The sequence below is a fragment of the uncultured Cardiobacterium sp. genome (genome assembly GCF_938028185.1).
GTDB lineage: Bacteria > Pseudomonadota > Gammaproteobacteria > Cardiobacteriales > Cardiobacteriaceae > Cardiobacterium.
The window spans coordinates 1-25,663 of the sequence record NZ_CALJAH010000069.1 but is presented as its reverse complement, the minus strand read 5'-3'; the positions used below and the strand labels follow the sequence as shown (position 1 = coordinate 25,663).

Below are 25,663 nucleotides of genomic sequence, written 5' to 3'. Positions count from 1 at the left end.
TTACGGACTTCGTCCTAACCGCCCCTACGTCGTCAAGTGGTTATTCGCTCTTTTCCACTTGCCGCTTGCGGATATGCAATTCGCGCAGTTGGGCTTCGGAGGCTTCGGACGGGGCTTCGGTGAGCGGGTCGTAGGCGGTTTGGGTTTTCGGGAAGGCCATGACGTCGCGGATGGATTTGGCGCCTGCCATCAGCATGATGAGGCGGTCAAGGCCGAAGGCGATGCCGCCGTGCGGCGGGCAGCCGTATTTGAGCGCGCTCAGCAGGAAGCCGAATTTTTCTTGTGCTTCGGTTTCGCCGATGCCGAGGCTTTTGAAGACGCGCTGTTGCATTTCGTCGCGGTGGATGCGGATGGAGCCGCCGCCGACTTCGGTGCCGTTCAGCACCATGTCGTAGGCGCGCGAGAGGACGTCGCCAGGGTTGGTGTCCAGTTCGTCGAGGTTCGCGGTTTTCGGCTGGGTGAAGGGGTGGTGCATGGAGTACCAGCGGCCATCTTTTTCGTCGTATTCAAACATCGGGAAGTCCACCACCCACAGCGGTGCCCAGTCGCAGGTGAGCATTTTGAGGTCGTGGCCGATTTTGATGCGCAGCGCGCCGATGGCGTCGTTGACGATGCTGGCTTTGTCCGCGCCGAAGAAGATGAGGTCGCCGTTTTGCGCGTCCACCCGTTTGATGATGTCCAGCGCAATCGCGCCTTCCGCGCCGCCTTCGGCGGTGAGGAATTTGACGATGGGCGATTGCAGGCCTTCAACGCTCGTGGCGTCATTGACTTTGATGTAGGCGAGGCCTTTGGCGCCGTAGCGGGCGACGTAGGCGGTGTAGTCGTCAATTTCTTTGCGGGTGAGTTTGGCGCCGCCGGGGATTTTCAGGGCGACGACGCGGCCGTTGTCTTGCGCGGCAACGCTGGCAAAGACTTTGAAGCCGCTGTTTTTGACGAGGTCGTCGATGTCCACCAGTTCGAGCGGGATGCGCAGGTCGGGTTTGTCGGAGGCGTAGCGGCGCATGGCTTCGCGGTAGGTCATGCGCGGGAAGGGGTCGGCGAGTTCGACGCCGAGGTGTTGTTTGAAGATGCCGCGCACCATTGGCTCCATGATTTGCAGGATGTCTTCTTCGTCAAGGAAGGAGGTTTCGATGTCGAGCTGGGTAAATTCGGGCTGGCGGTCGGCGCGCAGGTCTTCGTCGCGGAAGCAGCGCACGATTTGGTAGTAGCGGTCGAAGCCGCTCATCATCAGCATTTGTTTGAAGAGTTGCGGCGATTGCGGCAGCGCGAAGAATTTGCCGGGGTGGGTGCGCGAGGGGACGAGGTAGTCGCGCGCGCCTTCGGGGGTGGCTTTGGTCAGCATCGGCGTTTCGATGTCCATGAAGCCGTGGTCGTCGAGGTAGCGGCGCAGGCTGGCCGCGACTTTGCTGCGCAGGATGAGGTTTTTTTGCATCACTTCGCGGCGCAGGTCGATGGTGCGGTATTTGAGGCGGATTTCTTCGGAGACGTTGTCTTCGTCAAGCTGGAACGGCAGCGGTTCGGATTTGGAGAGGACGGTGAGCTGTTTGCCGAGGATTTCGATTTTGCCGCTGGCGAGGTCGGGGTTTTCGGTACCGGCGGGGCGCAGGCGGACGCGGCCTTCGATGGCGAGGCAGTATTCGTTGCGTACTTGTTCGGCAAGGGCAAAGGCGTCGGCGGTGTCCGGGTCGATGACGATTTGCACGAGGCCGCTGCGGTCGCGCAGGTCGATGAAGATGACGCCGCCGTGGTCGCGGCGACGGTGTACCCAGCCGGCGACTTTGACGGTCTGTCCGTCCAATGCTTCGGTTACGTCTGCCGCATAGTGTTGTCTGTACATGGTTTTTTCCTTTTTTGGTATGTATGGTAGAGGGCATACGCGGTGAGTGCGCCGAGGGCAGCGCCCGCGAGTTTGGCGTGCAGGATGGTGCTCCTGATGCCCGGCGGGAAGTCGGTTTGCAGGAGGCGCGGGATTTTGGCCGCGTAATCCAGCCAGTTGAGTTCCAACCGCATGATTTCCGGGACGAGCCAGTAGCTGATCAGGCCACCGCTGCGATCGCCCAAAAGCAGGCCGAGGGCGATGGCGAGCAGCGCGTGCCAGGGGCTGGTGCGCCGTGGTTTTTCAGGCGTCCGCATTATAGTGCTTCAGTTTCGCTCGCGGTATATGCGCAGGCCGACCTCACGGGTGGCTTCGAGCGCGCCCGGTTTCTGGATGGCAAGGCGGATGTTTGCGGCCGGGTATTGTTCGAGGAGGGTAGCGGCGAGTGCTTCGGCGAAGGCTTCCAGCAGTTGGTAGTTGGCGCTTGCGGCGAATGCGCTGATGCTGTCGCAGATGGCGGCGTAATTGAGGGCGTCGGCAATGTCGTCGCTTTTGCCGGCGGCACGGGTATCGGTGCCCAGTTCGCAATCGATAATCAGGGTTTGCTTCATGGCGCGTTCATGGGGCAAAATGCCGATGACGGTTCGTACCTTGATGGCATGGATGTAAATGATATCTTGTGAGTTCATGGGGTTACGGGCTGAAAAACGGGAATTATCGCATTCGGAGGTTTTTATGCAACATCTTCTTTTTTGGATTGTGGGCGCATTCGCCGGTTATTTTTGTGGCTCTTTGTCGTCGGCGGTAATTGTTTGCCGCGCTATGGGTTATGGCGATCCGCGCACGTTGGGCTCAATGAATCCGGGCGCAACCAATGTGTTGCGTATTGCCGGAGAGAAAGCAGCGGCATTGACGCTGGCAGGCGACAGTCTTAAGGGTTTTTTGCCCGTCATTGTATTCAAGTATGTTTTGTATCCGATGTTCCCGGCGAGTATTGATAATTTGACGATTATGCTGGTCGGACTGGGTGCTTTCTTTGGTCATTTGTATCCGTTCTTTTTTGGTTTCAGAGGGGGCAAGGGCGTTGCAACGGCTTTCGGGGTATTGCTCGGCTGGACGCCGGTGGTGGCATTGCTTTCTGCCGGTATTTGGGGGGCGATATTCTGGAATACGAAGATTTCTTCGCTTTCGGCTTTGAGCGCCGCCGGCTTTGCCGTGATTGCGACGATTTTTTATGCGCCGGGCGATTCCGGCACCTGGTTGCGTCCGGCGGTATTCGTTATGGTCGCCATTTTGATTTATCGCCATCGCAGCAATATTGACCGTTTGATTAAGGGCGAGGAGATTCCTTTCGGGCAGAGCAAACCGCTTAGAGATGATGACGATGACGACGACGAGGATTGATTCATGAAAAAAGCCCCGGCAAGCGGGGCTTTTTTTGTGGGCGATTTCAGGCGGCCTGCCAGACTTTCGGCCTGGCGTGGGTTTGTACCAGTGTTTCCACGGTTTCCTGACAGCGTCCGCAACACGTTCCGGTACCGAGGGTTTCCGCCAGCGCCGCGCTGCTGGCGTGGCCGTTTTCGATGGCGTCAAGGATTTGGCGATCGGTAATGCCCTGGCAAATACAAATGTACATGGTGATGGTGTTGAGAAAGGTTGTTAATGGGTTTTAATGTAACGTGAATCTGTGATGGCGTCAAAACCTTTTTGCCGGGCGGCGCGTTGTACGCAAGCAATGTTTATGAAACAATAGATTGCATGAACAGAGATTTAGTGGATAACAATATTTTTGATGCGCAGGGCTACCGCTTCAATGTCGGCATTGTGCTGCTCAATGAGCGCAATCAGGCGTTCTGGGGGCGGCGCAGCGGGCAGGATTCGTGGCAGTTTCCGCAGGGTGGCATCAATGCGGGCGAGTCGAGCGAGCAGGCGATGTGGCGCGAGCTGTTCGAGGAGACGGGGCTGCAACCGGCGGATGTGACGCTGCTCGGCGAGACGGCGGACTGGCTTTATTACCGCCTGCCGGTGCGTTATCGCCGCAAGCGTCGCCCCGGCATGGTGCAGTGCATCGGGCAGAAGCAGAAGTGGTTTTTGCTGCGCCTGGAAAGCGGTGATTTGGCGGTGAATCTCAATGCGTCAAACCAGCCGCCGGAGTTCGATGACTGGTGTTGGATTGATTATTTTGTCCCACCGAGTGAAGTAGTGCATTTTAAGCGCAAGGTGTACAAGCAGGCGCTGGATGAATTGGCGCGATTGTTGCCATCAGACGTATTAGTAAAAACGGCTCCACCATTACAAACAGCACGCAAACATGGCAAGGCGCCGTCTTTTGCGACAAAGTGTTAGTTGAAACCCCGGCAACGGGGTTTTTTCTTGCCTGTTTGCCGGGTCAAAGTTGCCCGCGTTTCAGCGCGCGGATGAGGTAGCGGGCGGGGGTGATGCGTTCCAGTTGCGGCGCGGGCAGCGGGATGGGCGTACCGTTGAGCAGCGCGGCGAGGATGTCGGCGTTGAGCCAGCTTTGCGTGCAGCCTTTGCTGCCGAGGCCTTGATGCAGGTAGTGGCGCGGGTGGTGGGCGATGTCGCGCGCGATGGAGCGTCCCGCGTCGTGGCGCAACGCGCCGTATTTTTCGGCGACGTCGGCGGCGTCCGGCACCGCACCAACCAGCGGCAGGTAGTCGCGGCTCGCGCCGCGGATGCCGATGTAATGGTCATAAAAGTGCAGCGCCGCGCCGGGGTAACGGGCGGTGATGGCGTCGCGGTTCACGTCGTCGTCCGCCGCGCGCGGGGTGAGGTCGCTGTCGTTCGCGCCGAAGCTGGCGCCGCTGTAGATGCGGTCGCCGTCGGGGATGAGGGTGCGCGCGCCGCAATGGATGGCGTCTGGCACGGTGTCGCTGGCAAAGCGGCTGCCCTGACCGCGCACCGGGCGGATGGCGTGATGCAGCGCGGTTTCGGGGATGAGCGCGGTTTGCCAGCCGCAGCAATGGATGATGGCGGCGTATTCGCCGAGGTCGCGCAGGCCGGTCAGCGTCGCCTGCCGCCGTTCGATATTGGGGTGGTCGGTGAGCGCCGCGAGCAGCGCGGGCAGGCGGATGACGCCACCGCGCGGGTAGTACAGCGTCGCCGCGTCGCCTTGCAGTTCGACGTCGTTTAGGAGTTGCGCGTCCAGCACCGCCTGCTGGCGGCGGCGCTCGCCGTCGTCCGCCGCGTGGCAGTACACGCCGCAGGGGTGGTAGATGTCGCGCGGGTACTGGTGCAGCGCGCGCATGGCGTGGTGCCAGGCGGCGATTTGGTAGGGGCGGTTCGGCGTCGCTTCGCTGTCGGGGTTGAGATAAGGCACGGCGACGGGGACGGTGCTTGCCGCCGGGTGCGCGTCGCTGTGATAGAGCACGACGTGGCGACCGCTTTCGACAAGCGCGCGCGCGGTGGTGCTGCCCGCGATGCCCGCGCCGATGACAGCGATGCGCCCGGATGCGGCGGCGGGGGCGTTCGTCCAGTGCGGCTCGCGCGCGGGCGCGGCGGCGAGGGTCGCGGCAATCATGTCGCGTTTCGCGCCGTAACCGGGGATTTTTTCCACCTGGAATCCGGCTTGCGCGAGGGCATCGCGCACGCTGCGCGCGGCGCTGAAGGTGGCGGCAGTCGCGCCCGCCACGCTGTGACGGGCGATTTCGGCGATAAGTTCCGCCGTCCAGCATTCGGGGTTTTTCGCCGGGGCAAAGCCGTCGAGATACCAGGCGTCCACCTGCGCGCGCAGTTGCGGCAGGGTGGCGCGGATGTCGCCCAGGATGAGGTGCAGATGGATGCGCGGATGCACTTTGAGCAGGTGGTGGCCGGGATGGTTGTGCGGGTTTTGCGCGAGGATGGCGGCGCGGATGCCGGGCTGCGGCCAGTCGCGTTGCAGCGCGGCGAGGGTTTCGGCGGCGACGGGGTAGCGTTCAAAACTGATGTAGTGCAGCCGTGCATCTGCTGGGGCTTCGCGGAGGAAGGTGTCGGCGGTGTGGATGAAGTTCAGCCCGGTGCCGTAGCCGACTTCGCCGATGGCGAGGCTGCGGGCATGGGCAATGCGCGCGTGCAGGCGGTTGCCGTTGATGAAGACGTGCTCGCTTTCGGCAAAACCCGCACCGGGGTTGTAATAGATGTCGTGGTAGTGGTCGCTGCGGGGCTGGCCGTTGGCGTCGAGGGTAAGGTGGGCGTAATCAAGAAACATGGCGGGGTTCCGGTGGGTGTTTATAGCCATCCACCGAAAGCCTCATACGGTGTTGCGCCGCCTGACCGGGCACCCTAAAAAATGGCAAAGCCATTTTTTAGGGAAACCCGCGCCGTACAACCGCGTACTGCCTTCAGCGGCGCGCCTTGTCTGAAACTTTCGGTGGATGGTTATACATACAGGGTAGCGGGGAGGGTGTATGTAAAAAAACGGGCGGTTATGCACCGCCCCTATGGTTCTGGTTGCGGCAGGGTCAGGCAATCATCTGCCGGATGTGCTGTGCCTGCTGGTTGAGGTAATGGGTGAGGTTTTGCGGGTCGTCAATAGCGCTGATGGCGACCGGTAGCGGGCGTTCTTCCGGCTGTTGTGCGAAGGCGGCGGCGTAGAGGTTTTCCTGGCCGCGCAGCGCGGCGTCGTCGATGGCGCTGGCGCGGTGATGCAGGCAGCGCATTGGCCGGGTGGTGTACTGGTCGCTGATGTGGCTTTGGTATTCGCTGCCGTGAATGGCGCGTTCGCGCAGATCGGGCTCAAGGCCGTTTTCGGCGCAGGCGAGGAAGGGGCGGTCGAGCATCACCGCCTGCGCGCCGCTGATGATGGCGGCGACGGTATCGGCCGGGCCGGTGAGGTCGCCCCAGAGGACGAGCGGTTTTTTGCTGTACGCGCGGACTTGTTGCAGCAGCGACAGCGCGGTTTGTTCAACGCGCGGCAGGTCGTTGGTGAAGGCCGCGCGTTCACCGCCCGCTTCCATCCCTTGCAGGACAAGGACGTCAATGCCGAAGTCGTCCGCGCTCAGCGCTTCGAGCAGGTTGCCGACGATGGCGAAGGTGAGAATGCCCTGTTCGCGGATGAGGGCGAGGGTTTCGCGGTCGGGCAGCCCTTGGGCAAAACCGATGGCGCGCGGCTGGGCGGCGATGGCGGTGTCGAGCAGGTCGAGGAAATGGTCGCCGCGTTGCAAGGCGAGCGGCTCGCTGTTGAGGCGGGTTTGCAGTAGTTCGGCAGCGGCGGTGTCGGGTTTGTCGCCCTGCGGCTGGTGCGGCAGGAGGTGGGCGAAGCAGTAGCTGGGCGCGGCGTGATGCTGGCGGTAGGCGGCGGTTTTGGCTTCGAGGCTGTCGCGGGTGTCGTGGGCGGCGATGCGGATTATGCCATGCGCGCCCTGGGCGCTGATGCGGCCGGACATTTCGGCGCTGATGAGGTTGAAGGGAAGCGGCGCCTGCCAGAAGGGGTACTGGCTGCCGAGGCGTTCGCTGAGAGCGTTGCTGACGAGGTACATTTGCTGTTCCCGGTGTTGAATTTGCGGGAATTATAGCAATCCACGCAAAGCCCTGTACGGTGTTGCGCCGCCTCGCCGGGCACCCTGAAAAATGGCTGCGCCATTTTTCAGGGAAACCCGCGCCGTACAAAGGCCGTACTGTCTTCAGCGGCGCGCCTGGTACAGAACTTTGCGTGTATCGCTATCGCGGTATTCGCCGCCGCCCCGCCGGGATTCGGGCAAAAAAAGTGCCGGGTCTTGCGACCCGGCAAACAACCACCAAAGGAGGATATAGAGGAGATAACATCAATGATGTCGGGGCGGATTATAGGGATGGGGGCAGGGTGTGTCAAGCAACTGCAAGTTTATTTTATTTTGCCGTCGTTATTGGTTGTTTTTGCATCGTTTTTTATAAAGTTTTTCGGTTTTCCCGCGTGTTTACCGACACTTTTTTGTGTTCTTTTTTGCTTTTCTGAGGTTTTTTGCAAAGAAGACGGGTTCAATCCTGTTTGTTGTCGTGAATTTTTGTGTTTATCTCGTGAATTGACGAGGTGATGTGGTTTTTTGAGGCTGTACGTGAGGGCGCAGGTTGGCCAATTCTTGTGTTAATCGTTTGGTTGGTATCGTTTTTTTCGGACAGCACCCGACGGAGTGGCGCGTCATCTGGGCGGAAGCGGGTGGGTTGCTGTGGTTTTATCCGTGGCCAGTTGTGGTTTTGCCTGTTAATTGGTGAGGTTTAGCGCTCGCGCCTTATTATAATGTCGGTATGAACAATCGCCGCCGTTTTCTCGTCCAATCCGCCGCCATCAGCGTCGCCGCAGCCGCGTCGTGGCTAACCCACCGCCACCTCAACCGACCGCCACCACTGGCGGTGCGCCGCATCGGCTTGCCGTTCGGCCACCAATTGCGCGACGCTGCCTTTACCGGGGCGCAACCGCAGCGTGTCTGCGATTGCAACGTCCTCATCCTCGGCAGCGGTGCGGCGGCGCTGTCCGCGCTGTGGTTTTTGACGCGGCAGGGGCTGCGCGACGTGCTGCTTGCCGAAGGGATTGAGCGCAACGGCAACAACGCCGCCTTCGTCAGCGGTGATTTGCGGGCGCCAAGCGGTGCGCATTATCTCGCCCTGCCGTCGCGGGAAAGCGTCGCGGTGCGCGAAATGCTCGCCGACCTCGGCATCCTTGAAAGCGGTGCAGACAGCGACACGCCACGCTACCGCGAGACGGATTTGGTCTATGCCCCGGCGGAACGGCTGCGTTTTCGCGGGCGCTGGCAGGAGGCGCTGTTGCCGCAGGAAGATGGTGACAGCCGCCGCTTTTTCGCCCTCATCCAGCGGCTGAAACGTGCGCGCGGCGGCGACGGGCGCAAGGTTTTCGCCATTCCCGTCGCCCTCTCCTCGCAGGACGCAGAATGGCGCGCGCTTGACCGCCTCACTTTCGCCGCCTGGCTGGCGCGCGAGGGCTTCCGCTCGCCGACGCTGCTGTGGTACCTCGATTACTGCTGCCGCGATGATTACGGCGCGGGCGCAGCGCAGGTTTCCGCCTTCGCCGGGCTGCATTACTTCGCCGCGCGCGGTCACGACGACGACGCCGTTTTGACTTGGCCGGACGGCCTCGCCCACCTCTCGCAGCTGTTGCGTGAACGCAGCGGGCTGCAATCCCTCGCCGCCCTGCCGCAGGGCGACACGCTGCACTTCGCCCAACCCGCCGCGCTGGACGCCAGCGCCCTGCGCATCCGCGAGACGGACGGGCGCGTCGAAGTGCTGCTGCACGACAACCACAGCGGCGCGCTGACGCTTATGCGCGCGCGGCAGGTGATTAGCGCAATGCCGCTGATGGTCGCCGCCCGCATCGTGGAGGACGCCGACCGCTACGGACTGCTTGCCGGACGCGGCCATTACGCGCCGTGGCTGGTCAGCAACTTCGTGCTGCACCGCTTTCCGCATGAGGCCGATGGCGCGCAACTCGCCTGGGACAACGTCATCCACGGCAGCCCCGCGCTCGGCTACGTCGCCGCCAGCAACCAGCTCATCCGCGTCGCCAAGCCGGCGCGCACCGTCTTCACCGCGTACCACGCGCTCAACCATGCCGACCCCGCCGTACTACGCACCTGGCTGCTGGACGCGCCCGATGCCGAACTGCTGGCGTTCGCCGCGCAAGACCTCGTCGCCGCCTACGGCAAACGCTTCTGGCGTGCGGTCGATGCAGTTGAAATCAGCATCCGCGCCCACGCGATGCGCATCCCGTTGCCCGGCTATCTGGACGACCCGCAACTCGCCGCTGTGCGCGCGCACCGCTCCCGCCTGCACTTCGCGCACAGCGACATGAGCGGCTATTCCGTGTTTGAAGAAGCGGCGTACTGGGGCGTGGAAGCGGCGCGGCGGGTGCTGGCAAGGTGACACGCCCTGCCACCGTTTTACATACACCTTCCCCGCTATCCTGTATGTAAACGAATATGGTACCCCGTAGGGTGGGACTTGCCCCACCGCTGACGCGCTGGCGGGAAACCCGGTCAGCACGCACGCTTTTCCCGCTTTCCTACGTCCAGAACCCGCCACAGGATGTGTCCCGGTGCACCATCCAGGTTATGGCGGTTGTACACCGATCGACTCCCTCCCGTGGGGGAGAGCCGGGGCGGGACAACATTTGTACGGTTAAGCGGCGCAACACAGTATGAGGCTTTCAGTGGATGGCTATACAATTGCGCCTGCAACGAGCGCCATTATGTGGGCATACGCAGGACGGCTCCCTCCCCCGTGGGGGACTGGAACAGCTCGCGTGAAGTGCGAGCGAGGTGAGGTGGGGCAGCAAACTATTCGCGTAGTAGCCACATCCAAAACAACATAAACCGCCCTAAAATGCGCCCGACGCTCCGCTTCCCGTATTACCAAAGCAACCCATTTTCCCCATCGGAACCCGCCATGAACAAAACGCTCCTTCTCCTCGCCCTCCTCGCGGCCACCAGCGCCAACGCCCAAACCGTGCCACGCCTCGATGCCGACAGCATCAAGGCTGCCATTGACGCCAAAAAAGGCGAAAAAACCGCGCCCGAAACCAAAATAGCAGACATCGCCGAAGCGCCACCCGCGCCCGAAACCCAAACGGCAGACATCGCCGAAGCGCCGCCCGCCACGCCAAACGACAACGCGGCTGACGACCCGCTTCCCGCCAGCGCCATCATCACCGAAGCGGCATCGCCTGCCACCCCGGCACGCCAAACAGAAACCTCGAACCTGACCACGGAAGACAACGGCGCAGACAGCGCCCCCGGCAGCTTCGCCCAACGCTTCAATCTGCCCGGCAAGGGCAAAAACGGCGATTACCTCGCCTACTGCGGCGGCGACGTGCGCAATGTCGCCTTCATCGCCCCGCCTTATGACAGCGTGCGCTGCCAGATAGACGTCCCCGTGCAGGGCAAACTCGCACAAGAACGCCCCGCCGACTGCCAGCAGGCCTGGGTGGCAACCCTCGTCCTGCCCGCACAAGGCAACGCGGAAATCCGCTGGGAATGCCGCGGCGACACCGACATGGACGGCACCCCGACCGACCTTGCCGAAGGGCAAACCATCAGCGGCGAGGGCTGGCAATGCCGCCGCAAGGCGGGCAACATCCTCTGCCAGAACGGCGAGCAGCACGGCTTTGTCGTCGGCAAATCATCGCCCAAAATCTTCTGACGCCGCAGCGTCGCCCACAAAAAAACCGGAGCAGGACTCCGGTTTTTTCTTGAATACCCGCGCGGGATTACAGCAGCATTTTCGCAAAGGCGAGACCCAGCACGAGGCTGAAGGCGAGGCTGAGCAAGCCCGGTATCATGAAGCTGTGGTTGAGGATGTAGCGGCCGATGCGGGTCGTGCCGGTGGTGTCGAAGTCGATTGAGGCGATAATCGGGCCGTAGTTCGGGATGAAGAAGTAGCCGTTTACCGCGACGAAGGTGCCGACCATGATTTCCGGCGGGATGCCGAGCGAGACGCCGAGCGGGAACAGGGTGGCGACGGTCGCGCCCTGGCTGTTGACCAGCACGGAGAAGGCGAACAGCGCGAAAGCGAATGTCCACGGCGCGGTTTTGACCAAGCCGGAAACGAGCGTCTCCAGTTCGGACATATGAGCATTGAACAGCGTGTCGCCAAGCCAGGCAACGCCGAAGATGGCCATTGCCGCACGCATCCCGGCGTGGAAGACCGAGCCACGGGTAATGGCGGTGCCGTCCGGTTTGCAGAGCAGGACGATGAGCGCACCGGCGGTGAGCATGATGATTTCGATGGTTTGTGCCATACCCAAGGTTTTCATCGTACCGTCTGCTTGGGCAAATGCCGGGCGGAACGATTTGGAAATACCCAAAATAACAACCAGCACGGCGGCAACCAGGAAAATGGTAAGCGAGCGTTTTGCAGAGCGTTCGCCCGCGCCGCTTTCCATTTCGCTTTCAGAGACCTGGGCGGCATAGATTTCCTGATAGGCCGGGTCTTTCAGACGACGCTGGTATTCCGGGTCGTCCTTCAGTTCTTTGCCCATCTTGTTGACGAAGATACAGGTGATACCAATGCCAAGTACCGTGGATGGAATCGTTACCATGAGAATATCCAGCATGGTTATATGGTATGGCTCCAAAATATGCGCTGCGGTAACAACGGCAACGGCAATCGGGCTGGCAACGATGGAGAATTGCGAGGCAATGACCGCCATCGACAGCGGTCGTTCCGGACGGATGCCGTTACGGCGCGCCACTTCGGCAATCACCGGCAGCACGGAATAGGCGACGTGGCCGGTACCGGCAAAGATGGTGAAAACGTAGGTAACAACAGGCGCCATGAAGGTGATGTATTTCGGGTTTTTGCGCAGAATGCGACTCGCAACCTTGACCATCAGGTCGAGACCGCCGGCGGCCTGCATCGCTGATGCGGCGGCAACGACGGCCATCATCATCAGCATGACATCAATCGGGATACCATTGGGTTCCAAACCAAAGCCAAAGGTGAGGATGGCGAGACCGAGACCGCCGAAAACACCGAGGCCGATCCCGCCCGCTTGCGCACCGAGCAGGATACACACCAGCACGATGGCGAACTGTATGAGGAATAGTCCAGACATAAAATGCTCCAAATTTGTGAGTAATCAACCGGTTCAGACGACGCGGACAATACATTGCCTCATCCGGTCGTGGCCGGTCATGCGCTGTGCCGTGTCGCCAGAGACGGTTATCAACGGGGTTCCGCCTGTTTTACAAGGGGAAAGGCGCGATGCGTCTAAAACGTTAATAACGATCTGCGGCGCATTGTAGTACAGATTGCAAGGCGGTAACACAGGAAAATCCACATTTTTCGCAGGCACGCACGCTCCCTGAATTTATGCTTTGAATTCATTTGGTTACGGGTAAAAGCGCAAGGTATCAGCCCGGTTTTGCGGCGCAGCGGGTGTGATTTTTTGTGTTTGCGATGAGGGATAAAAGCGCTTTTCAGGCCGTGATGCGACCATAATTCCACAGAAAAACACAGCAAACCGCAACATTATCCCCAAAATCACTGGCGTCCAGCGGCGCAAAACTGCCACTGCATGGAAATACTATTTCCTTACGGTTTTGTTAAAATGACGGCTTCAACTCCTCACCATTCATAACCATGTTGCTGAATAAAAGACAATTTCTCGGTCGCGGCTGCGCGCTTGGCCTCGGTGCTGCCCTGCCGCTTACCGCCCAGGCGGCGACACCGCTGGAAAATTCCATCAATGAACGTGTGCGCCAGTTGCGCAGCGAAGGACGTCTGGCCGGGGACGAACGCACCGCCTGGCTGGTGCATGACCTGGTCGCCAACCGCCCGCTGGCGCAAATCAACGCGCAGGTGCCGTTGCAATGTGCCAGTCTGGTCAAGCCGTTTGTCATTCAGGCCTATCTGCTCACCCATTATCTGAAGGATTCCAGCCTCTACCCGATGAGCCAGCGCGTGCAGGACGAAATGCGCGGCATGGTGGTCGCCAGTAATAATGAATTTACCAACCACCTGTTCAAACGCCTCGGCGGGCCGCAGAGCGTGCAATGGATGCTGAAAAAGCAGGCGCCGCAGATTTTCCGCAATATTCAAATTGTGGAGAATATTCCGGCGCAGGGGCGTACCTACCGCAACCGCGCCTCCGCCGCCGATTACGACCGCTTCCTCCGCGCCCTCTGGGCAAACCAGCTCCCCGGCGCGCAATATCTGAAGCAAATCATGTCCATCCCCAACCCCGACCGCATCCGCTCCAAAACACAATTCGTGCCGCAAAGCGCGACGGTGTACGACAAGACCGGTTCGACCGCGATGCTCTGTGGCAATTTTGGCATCATCGAATGCAAGGCGGGCGGACGCAGTTATCCCTACACCATCTCCGCCATTATTGAAAAAGACAACCCGGCGGGGAATTATTCCAGCTGGATTACCAGCCGCAGTAATGTCATCCGCGAAATCTCGGATATTGTCTATCTGCACTTCGCTCGCACGCACGGTATCGGCTGATTTTTCGCTGTTTTTCCGTTTTGACACTAAAAAATGTTGAGAGTATGATGCGCGCTCCCGCGACCCCCCCCCGGTCATTTGACCCTTGGGCCTTTGCCAAAAACCGTTGCCGCGACAGCGGCGTGCTGCCGCTGGCAGATACCGAAACGCTGAAACAATGGACGGGGTCGTGCGATGACGTCGTGCATTACACCCTCGAAGGAAACGTGGACAAAGACGGCCAATACCGCCTCGGCGGCAGCGTGCGTACTGTCCTGCATACCCAGTGCCAGCGCTGTCTGGAAACGATGACGCTGGAGGTTGCCCATTCCTTTGATTATGTGCTGATTCGGAATGAATCCCTTGAGGCCAATGTCACCGACGGCAGCGAAACCCTGATCTGCGCCGAAGACGAACTCAATCTGGCGTGGTTCATTGAAGAAGAAATCCTGCTGGCGATGCCGATGATCGCCAAGCACGAGGATTGCAGCCTGCCGCAGACCGGCGCGCGTGCCCCCCTGCCGCAGGCAGAAACGCAGAACCCGTTTGCGGCTTTGAAAGACTTACTGGAAACCAAGGAGAATTCTCATGGCCGTTCAACAGAATCGTAAAACCCCTTCCAAACGCGGTATGCGCCGCGCCCATGATGCCCTCAGCGGCAAAACCATCTCTACCGACCGTCAGAGCGGTGAACGCCACCTGCGCCACCACGTGACCAAAGACGGCTTCTACCGTGGACGCCTCGCAATTGTCCGCCCCCGTGTCGCCCAACAAATTGATATCGAAGAATAAAATCTGACACACCATGAGCACGAGCAAGCCGCCAGTCATTGCCATTGACGCAATGGGCGGCGATATCGGTCTGGATGTTACGCTGGCCGCCATCGCCCATATTCAAAAACGCCACCACGACGTGCGCATGATTGTCGTGGGCGACGAGCAGGCGATTCGCGGCCACAAATCCTTTGGTGCAATTGACACGCGCCGCATTGACATCCACCACACCACGCAGGTGGTGGCGATGGACGAAGCGCCCGCCAACGTACTGCGCCACAAGACCGATTCCTCCATGTGGAAAGCGATTGAACTGGTGCGCGACGGCAAGGCGCAGGCCTGTGTCAGCGCGGGCAACACCGGCGCACTGATGGCAAGCAGCCGCTACATTCTGAAGATGCTGCCCGGTATTTCCCGTCCGGCCATTTGCGCGGTCGTACCCTCACGCGGCGGTCATGTGCACTGGCTGGATTTGGGAGCCAACGTTGACGCCAAACCGGAGCAGCTGGTGCAGTTCGCGGTGATGGGTTCGGAGCTGGTCAAGGCGGTCGATGAAAAACCAAACCCGATAGTCGGCCTGCTCAACATCGGCGAAGAAGCGATCAAGGGCAACGACATGGTCAAAGAAACCAGCAAATTGCTGGAGAAAACTGACCTCAACTACTGCGGTTTCGTCGAAGGCAATGATATCTTCCTCAAGGAAAAACTGGATATCGTCGTCTGCGACGGCTTTGTCGGTAACGTCGCCCTGAAATCGGTGGAAGGCATCGCCAAATACATTCAGACCACGCTGGAGCAGGAATTTCGCCGCAGTATCTTCAGCAAAATTGCCGCGCTCTTTTCCCTGCCGGTATTGCATCGCACCAAGGCACGCATTGACCCGCGCCGCTATAACGGCGCGACCCTGCTCGGCTTGCAGGGCATTGTTATCAAAAGCCACGGCAACGCCGATATTTTCGCCTTTGCCAATGCCATCAACGTCGCCCGTCTGGAAATCACCAACGGCATCATTGACCACATCCGCTGCCAGCTTGACCGTCAGCAGAAGCGCAGTACAGCCGAAGAACCCACTGCATGATTTACAGCAAAATCCTCAGCACCGGCAGTTACCTGCCGCAGCGGATTATGACCAACCAGGAATTCGCCGAGCGGATGGACACCTCCGACGAGTGGATTCGCACCCGTACCGGTATTGAACAGCGCCATATTGCCGCGCCAGACGAAAGCAGTACCGACCTCGCCTTTTACGCGGCGCGTGATGCCCTTGAGCGCGCGGATATCGACCCGGCGACGATTGACCTGATTATCGTCGCCACCTCTACCCCGGAACACATCTTCCCCAGCAACGCCAGCCAGCTGCAAACCCGCCTCGGTTGCCCGGCCATTGTCGCCTTTGATATGCAGGCTGCCTGCTCCGGTTTCGTCTTCGCGCTGGCAACCGCTGACAATTTCATCCGCGCGGGCAACAGCAAGCGCGCGCTGGTCATCGGTGCGGAAGTCTTCAGCAACATCCTCGACTGGAGCGACCGCAGCACCGCTATCCTCTTTGGCGATGGTGCCGGTGCCGTTATCCTTGAAGCAGCGGACGAACCCGGTATTCACGGCTCGGTGCTGCATAGCGACGGCCGTTACAAAGACCTGCTCTATGTGCCGCGTGGCAGCGGTTCGCCCGCGTCCACCCTCGGCGACCGTATGCCCTTCATTCACATGGAAGGGCGCGAAGTGTTCAAGGTAGCGGTACGCAGCCTGGCCGGACTCGTTACCGAACTGCTGGAACAACAACAGATGCAGGCGGAAGAAATTGATTTTCTCATCCCGCACCAGGCCAACCTGCGCATCATCAAGGCGACTGCCGAACACCTCAACCTGCCGCTGGGAAAAGTCATCCTCACCGTCGCCGAACACGCCAACACCTCCGCCGCCTCCATTCCGCTGGCGTTGGATTACGGCATCAAAAACGGTACGATACAGCGCGGTCACAAACTGCTGCTGGAAGCCTTCGGTGGCGGATTCGTTTGGGGTGGCAGCATCATCACTTACTAAGAGGAGTTCAACATGGCGACCATCGCACTGATTTTCCCCGGACAGGGCTCACAAAGCCCCGGTATGCTCAAGGAACTGGCAGCAACTTACCCCGTCGTGCAGCGTCGCTTTCAGGAAGCCTCCGACGTACTCGGTCTCGACCTTTGGCAAATCGCCCAGGAAGACCCGAACAACCAGCTCGACCAGACCGCGATTACCCAGCCTGCGCTGCTCGCCGCCGGCATCGCCTGCGCCGATATCCTGCGCGACGAATGCGGCATCAACGCGCCTTATATGGCAGGCCACTCGCTGGGCGAATACACCGCCCTTTGTGCCGCAGGCGCCATGACCTTCGCCGAAGCCATCCAGCTCGTGCATATGCGCGGCAAAATCATGCAGGAAGCGGTCGCCCCCGGTGAAGGCGCCATGGCCGCCATCCTGGGCTTGGCCGATGAAGACGTCATCAGCGTTTGCAACCGCACCCCCGGCAAAGTCAGCGCCGCCAATTTCAACTCGCCCGGCCAGGTCGTGATTGCCGGTGAAGCCGCCGCAGTCGCCGCTGCGGTAGAAGCGGCGAAACAGGCGGGGGCAAAACGTGCCGTCCTCCTTGCTGTCAGCGTCCCCTCCCATTGCGCTCTGATGCGTGCCGCCGCCGGACAGCTCAGCCTGCACCTCGGTAAAGTCCATTGGCACCCCGCGAATGCGGTCATCATCCATAACGTGGATGCCAAAACCCATGAAAACACCAGCGGTATTGAAGCCGCGCTGGGTGCGCAACTGTACCAACCGGTGCGCTGGGTGGATTGCGTCAAGGCACTTGCCGCACGCGGCGTCAATCTCTTTATCGAAGCCGGGCCGGGCAAAGTCCTCACCGGACTGAACAAGCGTATCGACAAAACGCTGCGTACCATCGCCTTTGACCATCCCGACAGCGTTGCTGCTGTCCGCCAAGCCCTCACGGAGACCCCATGAACCTGCAAGAGCAAGTCGCCCTCGTTACCGGCGCCAGCCGTGGCATCGGTCGCGCCATCCTTGACGCCCTCGGTCGCGAAGGTGCAACCGTCATTGGCACCGCTACCAGCGACAATGGCGCGGATGCCATCAGCCAACACATTGCCGCAAGCGGCTTCAAGGGCTGTGGCAAGAAACTCTCCGTCAACGATAATGATGCAGTAGAAGCACTGATTAAAGACATCGCCGGACAATTCGCTCCGGTCGGCATCCTCGTCAACAACGCCGGTATCACCGACGACAACCTGCTGATGCGGATGAAACCGGAACAATGGGATCACGTCATTGATACCAACCTCAGCAGCGTTTACCGCCTGAGCAAGGCAGTATTGCGCGACATGATGAAAGCCCGCTGTGGCCGCATCATCAACATCACCTCGGTCGTCGGCATCATGGGCAATGCCGGGCAGACCAACTACGCCGCCACCAAGGCCGGACTTATCGGCTTCTCCAAATCGCTGGCGCGTGAAGTCGGCTCGCGCGGCATCACCGTCAACTGCGTCGCCCCCGGCTTCATCCAAACCGACATGACCGACAAACTGCCGGAAGAGCAGAAAAAAATGCTTGCCGAACAAATCCCGCTCGCCAAACTGGGGCGGGTGGAAGACGTCGCCGAAGCGGTCGTCTATTTGGCACGCGCCGAATACATCACCGGCGAGACGCTGAACATCAACGGCGGAATGTATATGCTGTAAGGGCGCGCACCCGCCGCCGTGTGGCAATTGCCCCATAAACCTTTTACAATACGCCCCCTTCAATCACAACCCAGGAAAAACACACCATGAGTAATTCAATCGAAGAACGCGTCATCAAAGTGATCGCAGAGCAGTTGAGCGTTGATGAGGCGCAGGTCAAGCCTGAAGCCGCCTTCATTGACGACCTCGGCGCTGACTCACTCGATCTCGTTGAACTCGTCATGTCATTGGAAAAAGAATTTGACTGCGAAATCCCCGACGAAGACGCAGAAAAAATCACCACCGTGCAAACCGCTATCGACTACGTCAAAGCCAACAGCAACGGCTAAACGGGTCGGCAGGCAAGCCACGGTAGTTTAACGGACTGCTGTGGCTTTTTTGTATCCCCGCCCGCCACAAACCGGGCCAACCAACGGCAGGAACACATGACGCAAACAACCCGCAGCAGAGCCATACCTCGTGTCGTCGTAACCGGCATGGGCATCATCAGCCCGGTCGGCAGCAGCATCGCCAGCGCCTGGGAGAACATCCTCGCTGGCAAGAGCGGCATTACCCCCATCACCGATTATGACCCTTCGGACTTGCCCGTGCGTTTCCGTGGCGCCGTCCAGGGATTCGACCTTGCCCGCTACTTTGATGCCAAAGAAGCGCGCAAAATGGACGGCTTCATTCACTATGGTGTCGCCGCCGCAGTTGATGCCATCAGCGACAGTGGCCTCGAATTTACCAACCCCACCCTCGCCGAACGAACCGGCATCATCATTGGCTCCGGCATCGGCGGCCTGCCGGGAATGCTGGACGGCTACCGCGAATTTCTCGAACGTGGCGCGCGCCGCGTCTCGCCGTTCTATGTGCCGAAAAACATCGTCAACATGATCGCGGGCAACCTCTCCATCCGCTACGGCATCAAGGGGCCGACACTTGCGACCGTCACCGCCTGCGCCAGCGCCACCCACTCCATCGCCCAGGCCTACCGCATGATTCAAACAGGCGATGCGGACGTGATGATTGCCGGGGGCGCGGAAAGTGCGGGCAACGACATGGGCATCGCCGGATTTGCCGCCGCGAAAGCCCTCTCCACCCGCAACGACGACCCGCAGCGCGCCTCCCGCCCCTGGGACAAAGACCGCGACGGCTTCGTCCTCGGCGACGGCGCGGGCGTCATCATCCTTGAAACCCTCGAACACGCCCTGGCGCGCGGTGCCACCATCCACGGCGAAATCATCGGCATGGGCATGAGCTCGGACGCCTACCACATGACCGCACCGCTGGAAGACGGCTCCGGCGCGGCACGCTGCATGACCCTCGCCCTCAAGGACGCGGGCATCACCCCGGACGCGGTGGACTACATCAACGCGCACGGCACCTCCACCCCGGCGGGCGACATCGCCGAAACCCGCGCCATCAAAAACAGCTTCGGCGAACACGCCTACCGCCTCGCCGTCAGCAGCACCAAATCCATGACCGGGCACGCCCTCGGCGCTGCCGGCGGTCTTGAAGCCATCTTCAGCCTGCTCGCCCTGCGCGACCAAATCGCGCCGCCGACCATCAACCTTGACCAGCCCGGCGAAGGCTGCGACCTTGACTACGTCCCGCACAAAGCACGCCCGATGAAAATCGGCACCGCCCTCTCCAACTCCTTCGGCTTCGGCGGCACCAACGCCTGCATTCTCCTGCGACGGTACCAGCCATGAAACGCTTCCTCCTCAACCTCTTCCTCACCCTCATCCTTCTCGCCGCCTGGGCGGCGGGCGTCTTTTACCTGCAATACCAAAAAGCGCTGAACGAACCGCTCGTCACCGAAGGCGACGGCATCGTCACCGTCAAACCCGGAGACACCCTCACCAGCCTCAACCGCGAACTGACCCGGCGCGGCATCATTCACAGCGACTGGGTACTGCCGATGTATGCCCGCCTCAACCCGCAAGCGGCGAACATCAAGGCAGGTGACTACCGCATCGACCCGAACGCCAGTCTACCCTCGCTCATCAACGACATCACCAACGGCAAAGTGGTGGTGTACAACATCACCGTCGTCGAAGGCAAAACCTTCAAAGACCTGCGCGCGAGCCTCGAACAAACCGCCGGCATCGAACACACCCTGAACAACAAAACCGACGCGCAAATCGCCACCTTGCTCGGCATCGAAGGCAGCCCCGAAGGCTGGTTTATGCCCGAAACCTACCAGTTCCACCGGGGTACCAGCGACCTCGAACTGCTGAAACGGATGCACGGCGAAATGCAGCGCGTTCTGGAAGGCTCCTGGCCGACCCGCGCCGACGGCCTGCCGTTTGCCACCCCCTACCAGGCGCTCATCCTCGCCTCCATCGTCGAAAAAGAAACCGGTGTTGCCAGCGAGCGCCCGCAAATCGCCGGCGTCTTCGTCCGCCGCCTCGAAAAAGACATGCTGCTGCAAACCGACCCCAGCGTCATCTACGGCGCGGCTGATTACCACGGCGATCTGACCCGCAAACACCTGCAAACCGACACCCCGTACAACACCTACATTAACAAAGGCCTGCCGCCAACCCCGATCGCCCTGCCCGGCAAGGCGAGCATCGAAGCGGCGCTGCATCCGGCGGATGGCGACAGCCTCTACTTCGTCGCCGACGGCAAAGGCGGCCACACCTTCAGCGCCACCTACGAAGAACACCAACAGGCCGTCGCCCGCTACCTCAAACAACAACAACAGCCCAAACCATGAGCGGGCGCTTCATCACCCTGGATGGCAGCGAAGGCGTCGGCAAAAGTACCCAACTCGCCAACATCCGGGCGTGGTGCGACGCGCACGGCATCACCGCCCGCTACGGACGCGAACCGGGCGGCACCCCGCTGGGCGAACGGCTGCGCGACATCCTCCTCGATCGCACGACCAACGCCGACCCGCTGACCGAACTGCTGCTCCTCCTTGCCGCCCGCCGCGCCCACCTGCAACAAACCATCCTGCCCGCCCTCGCCCGTGGCGAATGGTACATCTCCGACCGCTACCGCGACGCCACCTACGCCTACCAACACTACGGGCGCGGCATCCCGCAAGCGACCATCGCCGCCCTCGAAGCAGCAAGCGACACCGCCCGCGTCCCCGACCTCGCCCTTATCCTCGAAAGCAGCCCCGCCACCGCCCGCGCCCGCCTCGCCCAACGCGGTGCCGACCAGGACCGCTTTGAGCGCGAACCCGCCGACTTCTTCGCCCGCGTCGCTGACGGCTACCGCGCCCGCGCGCAAGAACCCCACGCCGTCCTCATCAACGCCGAAGACGACGCCGCAACCGTTTTCGCCCGCATCCGTCCGCATCTGGACGCGCTGCGCCGCCCCTGAACCGCCGCCATGCTCCCCTGGACCGACCTGCATTACCGTGGCCTTGACCGCCTCGCCGACCAACTGCCCGCGACCCTGCTCCTCATCGACCCGCAGCGCGGCAACGCCGACGACATGGCGCGCGCCATCATCGCCCGCGCCCTCTGCCTCAACGACACGCACCGCCCCTGCGGCCAGTGCAAATCCTGCCACCTGCTGACGCAAGGCACCCACCCCGACACCGCCAGCTACCTTGAGCCCTGCAAAATCGAAGACATCCGCGCCATCGGCGACACCCTGCAAAACACCCCGGCGATTGGCGCACTGCGCGTGACCTACCTCGGTGCCATCGATAACTACAACCCCTACGCGCTCAACGCCCTGCTGAAAACCCTGGAAGAACCGCCGCAACACAGCCGCTTCATCCTCAGCGCCACCAACCGCCGCGCGGTCAAGGCGACCATCTTGAGCCGCAGCCATGTCGTCACCCTGCCGCAGCCGACCGCCGAACAGGCACAACAATGGCTGGTCAGCACCCACCAGTTCAGCGCCGAACAAGCCGCCGCCAGCCTCGCGCTGCACCACGGCAACCCGCACCAGGCACTCGCCCACCCGGACGCGCCCGACCCGCTCGAACACATTGACCTGCTCATCGCCTACCTCGCCCAACCGCAGCAGGCGACCGCCTACCTGCACCACCTCGACCGCCTCAAGGACAACGACCTTAACGACTACCTGCAAAGCCAGCTGGAAACCCTCATCGCCAGCCGCCAACTGGACACCAGCGGCCAAACTTGGCACAATCGCCTGCGCCAACACGACGCAGACCTGCAAGGACTCGACCTGAACCGCCTGCATACCCTCTATGCGCGCCTCAGCGAACTGCGCCGCCCGGACCGGCAACAAATCGGGCAAACCCTGAACATCAAAGCCCTGTTGCTGGAAACCTGCGACAAACGGAACCCCTAACCATGACAACCCCTGCTACCCCCCAATCCAAACTCAAACAAGGCGTTATCCGCCTCAACATCGAAGACCTGAAAGACCTCTACCAGGCATATATGCCCTTCGTGGACGGCTGCGGCATCTTCGTCGCCACCGAAGAACACTACGCGCTGGAGCAAGAAGTCTTCGTCTTCCTCAAACTGCCGGGCGACCTCGGCAAATTCGCCGCCTCCGGCCGCATCGTCTGGCTCAACCCGCCAAAAAAAATCTCGCGCCGCGTCCCCGGCGTCGGCGTCCAGCTACGCGGCAAAGAAGCACCGAAAATCCGCGAAGTCATCGAAGCCGGCCTCGGCAAAATGATGACCAGCGGCCTGCCGTCGGCGACGATGTAACACCCAAAACCGCCCTTTTTGCTTCTGACGGACAGGCTTCTGCGAAGCGGACGCTTACGAAAATTCACACAAAACCTCGTCTTATGCGGGGTTTTCTGATAAAAATAAACACAAAAACACACAAAACCCACAACGGGGCGTACAATTGCGCCCATTGCCACATGATGACAATACCCGCAAACACACCCCGGAGATTCACATGAAAAAAACCCTCCTCCTCACCGCCCTCGCTGCCGCCTGCGCCGCCGCCCAGGCCGAAACCGCCCCGGTCGCGGCCACGCCCGAAGGCTACACCCTCGAAAAAATCACCATCTTGAGCCGCCACGGCATCCGCGCGCCGCTGATTGGCTACGGCAGCGCGCTGGCAGACGCCACCCCGCAAACCTGGACACCGTGGAAAACCGAAGGCGGCCACCTCACCCCGCGCGGCGGCGAACTCGAAACCCGCCTCGCGCACTACATGGACGAATGGTTCGATAACGTCGGCCTCGTCAAAAAAGACGCCTGCCCCGCCGCCGGAGAACTGCTCGTCTATACCAACAGCCTGCCGCGCACCATCGACACCGGCAAACACTTCGTCAAGGGTGCCTTCCCCGACTGCGACATCAAAGTCCATAACCTTGAAGAAGTGGGCAAAATGGACAACACCTTCAACCCCATCGTGCGCAGCCCGGTGGATGCCGCCTTCACCGAAAAAGCCGAAAAATCCATTGACCAAATGCTCGGCAATGGTGGCTTTGCCAAACTGAACGAACGCCTCGCCAAAAACTACGCCATCCTCGAAGACGTGCTGGATTACGACCACTCCGCCACCTGCGAAAAAGAAAAACAGTGCGACCTCGAAAAAATCCCGAACACCCTCACCTTCGCCCAGGACAAAGAGCCCGGCACCAAAGGCCCGCTGCGTAACGGCACCGGCGCCGCCGACAGCTTCATCCTCCAATACTACGAAGGCTACCCGGCGGGCGAAGTCGCCTGGGGCAAAATCCAGACACCGGAACAATGGCAGGCCATCGTTGACCTGAAAAACATCTACACCGACGTCCTCTTCACCTCGCCGGTACTCGCCAAAGAAACCGCCTCGCCGCTGCTCGCCTTCATCCAGAACAGCTTTGCCGACCACGGCTACCAGCACCCGCTGATCAAGGACGCACAAAAGGCGAAAATCACCCTGCTTGTCGGCCACGACTCCAACGTCGCCTCGCTCTTGGCGCTGTTGCAGGCCGCGCCGTACCAACTGCCCGACCAGTACGAAAAAACCCCGATCAGCGGCAAAGTGCTTTTTGAACAATGGCGCGACAAAGACGGCAAGGCACTGCTGAAAATCGAATACGTCTATCAGACCACACAACAACTGCGCGAAGACAGCGAACTCAGCCTGAAAAACCCGCCGCAGCGCGTGACCCTCAAACTGGAAGGCTGTCCGACGGACGCCAACGGCTTCTGCCCGATGGACGACTTCAACCGCGTCGCCGATGCCGCGCTTAAACCCTGAAGCCCCACCGTCCATTTGCGAAAAATCCCGCCCCGGCGGGATTTTTCATGCCATGCGATGCCTTGCCCGCTGTGGCAGAAGCTGCTACCTTCGCCAGCAGGCAAACCCATCAGAGGCAACCACAATGACCGCCCGCCAAAACCACCACGCCACCCGGCGCAACCGACAACCAGAACACCCAGCCAAACACCCCCACGGGCAAGCGCGTCCGTGGGGGTGTTTTGTTTTCATCCCTTGCCACGGATAAGCCATGATCACCCCACAGGACATCTTCCGCTTTATCTTCTTCGCCTTTTGGGGCGGGGTTCTTTTCCTGCTCGTCATCGTTTGGGGGGTGGTGTACAAATGCAGCGAACCCGGCAAGGCATGGCGCAACAACATCATTGCGACGGTTGTCGTTTTGGGGGGCGTTCTTGCCTGGATATTTATCCCCAGTGCCGATGAACGCAGGTTAAATCGTGAAGCAGAAATCCGCCGCCAAAACTACCTGAAGGGCAAAGCACTGTTTGAAGAACGTTGCAAAACGGCGGGCGAGAAAGTTTACCGGACAGCAGACAATGTGGAAGGTGTTACTTTATTGAAAGTATGGGATACCGAATATCCTGAAACAGATAATATTCAATTGTGGGAATATGCTGGATTACCGATGCAATCAACTACTTATGGTTATATGTATGGTTTTTTAGGATGGAGAATAAAAAAAATACGAAACGACTTGGATAACTTATACTCTAATAATATTTCTGAAGATGTTATTTCAAGTTATGATATACGTGCTATAGATGAACGCTATATTATACAAAGAGGGTATCATTACGTAGATATAAAACAAGAGAATGGAAAATATCTTCGTTACTCTTTCAAAAATCCTTATGATAAAGAACTTATTGAAGTTGTAACTTCCCCTATTTCAATTCCTTCTTATTATGCTGTTACTTTCGATAATTTTATAGATTTAGAAGAGCGAAAATACTGGATAGCACATACACGTGCTACGATTATTGATACACGAACTAACGAAGTAATGGCGACTAAGGATTGGTATAGCTTTGAACCTGAGCAAGGTTATGCTAACAGTTTCTACCCGATGTGGCTAGATGCGGACACTTGCCCGTCCACAAAATATTTTTCTGGAGGTCAGATTGAGTTGTTTACTCAGTCTGTTCTTAATCCTAAACAAGGAGACTAAATATGAACAAATACATTACCCGAAAGAATGATATCAGTACTTATCTTGAGTTTTCCAATTTACAAATAGCGTCAGAAGCCTTTATAGGTAACACACGTGATCAGGAACGGCCTG

The 25,663-nt window shown here is 59.9% G+C and carries 27 protein-coding genes; 20 read left to right on the top strand and 7 right to left on the bottom strand.

Translation table 11 applies throughout. The annotated features are described in order from the left end of the window. Positions 1–40: 40 nt before the first annotated feature. Genes aspS through Q0349_RS02225 form a run of 3 tightly spaced genes read right to left on the bottom strand, consistent with a single transcriptional unit; the run spans position 41 to position 2,505 of the window. The gene (gene aspS, locus Q0349_RS02235) at positions 41–1,837 is read right to left on the bottom strand and encodes an aspartate--tRNA ligase (protein ID WP_298079220.1); all 1,797 of its coding nucleotides are present in this window, start codon (positions 1,835–1,837) and stop codon (positions 41–43) included. Beyond that, a complete protein-coding gene (locus Q0349_RS02230; RefSeq protein WP_298079218.1) occupies positions 1,807–2,133 on the bottom strand; it encodes a hypothetical protein in 327 nt (108 codons plus the stop codon). Before Q0349_RS02230 ends, aspS begins: the two co-directional genes overlap by 31 nt. Positions 2,134–2,142: 9 nt before the next feature. Beyond that, on the bottom strand, positions 2,143–2,505 hold the full coding sequence (locus Q0349_RS02225; protein WP_298079217.1) for a dihydroneopterin aldolase: 363 nt from the start codon (positions 2,503–2,505) through the stop codon (positions 2,143–2,145). Between the two features lie 46 nt (positions 2,506–2,551). On the opposite strand from Q0349_RS02225, the gene plsY reads away from it, so the two are divergent. Beyond that, a complete protein-coding gene (gene plsY / locus Q0349_RS02220) occupies positions 2,552–3,220 on the top strand; it encodes a glycerol-3-phosphate 1-O-acyltransferase PlsY (protein WP_298079216.1) in 669 nt (222 codons plus the stop codon). A 46-nt stretch (positions 3,221–3,266) separates the two neighbouring features. Here plsY and Q0349_RS02215 read toward each other — a convergent pair whose 3' ends face one another. After that, entirely contained in the window at positions 3,267–3,452 is a 186-nt protein-coding gene (locus Q0349_RS02215) for a (2Fe-2S)-binding protein (protein WP_298079215.1), read from the bottom strand. A 122-nt stretch (positions 3,453–3,574) separates the two neighbouring features. Between Q0349_RS02215 and Q0349_RS02210 the strand changes: the two genes are divergently transcribed. After that, a complete protein-coding gene (locus Q0349_RS02210) occupies positions 3,575–4,162 on the top strand; it encodes an RNA pyrophosphohydrolase (protein ID WP_366916254.1) in 588 nt (195 codons plus the stop codon). Between the two features lie 43 nt (positions 4,163–4,205). Here Q0349_RS02210 and mnmC read toward each other — a convergent pair whose 3' ends face one another. Together mnmC and Q0349_RS02200 are read right to left on the bottom strand one after the other, a co-directional pair. Continuing rightward, positions 4,206–6,020: an FAD-dependent 5-carboxymethylaminomethyl-2-thiouridine(34) oxidoreductase MnmC gene (gene mnmC / locus Q0349_RS02205; RefSeq protein ID WP_298079214.1), complete on the bottom strand. Its 1,815-nt coding sequence runs from the start codon at positions 6,018–6,020 to the stop codon at positions 4,206–4,208. A gap of 253 nt (positions 6,021–6,273) precedes the next feature. Further along, positions 6,274–7,290, bottom strand: coding sequence for a nitronate monooxygenase (locus Q0349_RS02200; RefSeq protein ID WP_298079212.1), 1,017 nt, complete (start codon positions 7,288–7,290; stop codon positions 6,274–6,276). Positions 7,291–7,349: 59 nt separating this feature from the next. Between Q0349_RS02200 and Q0349_RS02195 the strand changes: the two genes are divergently transcribed. The 3 genes from Q0349_RS02195 to Q0349_RS02185 all read left to right on the top strand — a co-directional run bounded on the left by Q0349_RS02195 (position 7,350) and on the right by Q0349_RS02185 (position 10,939). Continuing rightward, the gene (locus Q0349_RS02195) at positions 7,350–7,745 is read left to right on the top strand and encodes a hypothetical protein (protein ID WP_298079211.1); all 396 of its coding nucleotides are present in this window, start codon (positions 7,350–7,352) and stop codon (positions 7,743–7,745) included. Between the two features lie 290 nt (positions 7,746–8,035). Then, a complete protein-coding gene (locus tag Q0349_RS02190; RefSeq protein ID WP_298079210.1) occupies positions 8,036–9,664 on the top strand; it encodes an NAD(P)-binding protein in 1,629 nt (542 codons plus the stop codon). A 522-nt stretch (positions 9,665–10,186) separates the two neighbouring features. Further along, positions 10,187–10,939: a DUF6636 domain-containing protein gene (locus Q0349_RS02185; protein WP_298079209.1), complete on the top strand. Its 753-nt coding sequence runs from the start codon at positions 10,187–10,189 to the stop codon at positions 10,937–10,939. A gap of 67 nt (positions 10,940–11,006) precedes the next feature. Here Q0349_RS02185 and Q0349_RS02180 read toward each other — a convergent pair whose 3' ends face one another. Beyond that, positions 11,007–12,353: an anaerobic C4-dicarboxylate transporter gene (locus Q0349_RS02180; RefSeq protein WP_298079206.1), complete on the bottom strand. Its 1,347-nt coding sequence runs from the start codon at positions 12,351–12,353 to the stop codon at positions 11,007–11,009. A 527-nt stretch (positions 12,354–12,880) separates the two neighbouring features. Between Q0349_RS02180 and Q0349_RS02175 the strand changes: the two genes are divergently transcribed. From Q0349_RS02175 to Q0349_RS02105, 15 genes are all read left to right on the top strand, one after another. Beyond that, positions 12,881–13,750 (top strand): serine hydrolase, encoded by an 870-nt coding sequence (locus Q0349_RS02175; RefSeq protein ID WP_298079205.1) that lies wholly within the window; start codon positions 12,881–12,883, stop codon positions 13,748–13,750. Positions 13,751–13,794: 44 nt separating this feature from the next. Next, positions 13,795–14,340, top strand: coding sequence for a DUF177 domain-containing protein (locus Q0349_RS02170; protein ID WP_298079203.1), 546 nt, complete (start codon positions 13,795–13,797; stop codon positions 14,338–14,340). Then, complete coding sequence (rpmF, locus tag Q0349_RS02165; RefSeq protein WP_298079201.1) at positions 14,318–14,521, top strand: 50S ribosomal protein L32; 204 nt, start codon at positions 14,318–14,320, stop codon at positions 14,519–14,521. The genes Q0349_RS02170 and rpmF overlap by 23 nt, the downstream gene beginning before the upstream one ends. Positions 14,522–14,534: 13 nt before the next feature. Further along, entirely contained in the window at positions 14,535–15,581 is a 1,047-nt protein-coding gene (plsX, locus tag Q0349_RS02160; protein WP_298079199.1) for a phosphate acyltransferase PlsX, read from the top strand. Next, positions 15,578–16,546, top strand: coding sequence for a beta-ketoacyl-ACP synthase III (locus tag Q0349_RS02155; RefSeq protein WP_298079198.1), 969 nt, complete (start codon positions 15,578–15,580; stop codon positions 16,544–16,546). The genes plsX and Q0349_RS02155 overlap by 4 nt, the downstream gene beginning before the upstream one ends. Before the next feature lie 12 nt (positions 16,547–16,558). Further along, positions 16,559–17,497: an ACP S-malonyltransferase gene (gene fabD / locus Q0349_RS02150; RefSeq protein WP_298079197.1), complete on the top strand. Its 939-nt coding sequence runs from the start codon at positions 16,559–16,561 to the stop codon at positions 17,495–17,497. Continuing rightward, a complete protein-coding gene (gene fabG, locus Q0349_RS02145) occupies positions 17,494–18,231 on the top strand; it encodes a 3-oxoacyl-ACP reductase FabG (RefSeq protein WP_298079196.1) in 738 nt (245 codons plus the stop codon). Before fabD ends, fabG begins: the two co-directional genes overlap by 4 nt. An 86-nt stretch (positions 18,232–18,317) precedes the next feature. Continuing rightward, on the top strand, positions 18,318–18,560 hold the full coding sequence (acpP, locus tag Q0349_RS02140; RefSeq protein ID WP_004143495.1) for an acyl carrier protein: 243 nt from the start codon (positions 18,318–18,320) through the stop codon (positions 18,558–18,560). Positions 18,561–18,656: 96 nt separating this feature from the next. Beyond that, positions 18,657–19,925 (top strand): beta-ketoacyl-ACP synthase II, encoded by a 1,269-nt coding sequence (gene fabF, locus Q0349_RS02135; RefSeq protein WP_298079195.1) that lies wholly within the window; start codon positions 18,657–18,659, stop codon positions 19,923–19,925. Next, complete coding sequence (gene mltG / locus Q0349_RS02130; protein WP_298079194.1) at positions 19,922–20,935, top strand: endolytic transglycosylase MltG; 1,014 nt, start codon at positions 19,922–19,924, stop codon at positions 20,933–20,935. The genes fabF and mltG overlap by 4 nt, the downstream gene beginning before the upstream one ends. Then, positions 20,932–21,549: a dTMP kinase gene (tmk, locus tag Q0349_RS02125; protein ID WP_298079193.1), complete on the top strand. Its 618-nt coding sequence runs from the start codon at positions 20,932–20,934 to the stop codon at positions 21,547–21,549. Before mltG ends, tmk begins: the two co-directional genes overlap by 4 nt. 9 nt (positions 21,550–21,558) lie before the next feature. Next, positions 21,559–22,497 (top strand): DNA polymerase III subunit delta', encoded by a 939-nt coding sequence (locus Q0349_RS02120; protein WP_298079192.1) that lies wholly within the window; start codon positions 21,559–21,561, stop codon positions 22,495–22,497. Positions 22,498–22,499: 2 nt separating this feature from the next. Continuing rightward, positions 22,500–22,865, top strand: a complete 366-nt coding sequence (locus Q0349_RS02115) for a PilZ domain-containing protein (RefSeq protein WP_298079191.1) — start codon at positions 22,500–22,502, stop codon at positions 22,863–22,865. Between the two features lie 199 nt (positions 22,866–23,064). Then, positions 23,065–24,360 (top strand): bifunctional glucose-1-phosphatase/inositol phosphatase, encoded by a 1,296-nt coding sequence (gene agp, locus Q0349_RS02110; RefSeq protein ID WP_298079190.1) that lies wholly within the window; start codon positions 23,065–23,067, stop codon positions 24,358–24,360. A 250-nt stretch (positions 24,361–24,610) separates the two neighbouring features. Beyond that, positions 24,611–25,549: a hypothetical protein gene (locus Q0349_RS02105; RefSeq protein ID WP_298079189.1), complete on the top strand. Its 939-nt coding sequence runs from the start codon at positions 24,611–24,613 to the stop codon at positions 25,547–25,549. Positions 25,550–25,663 lie beyond the last annotated feature (114 nt).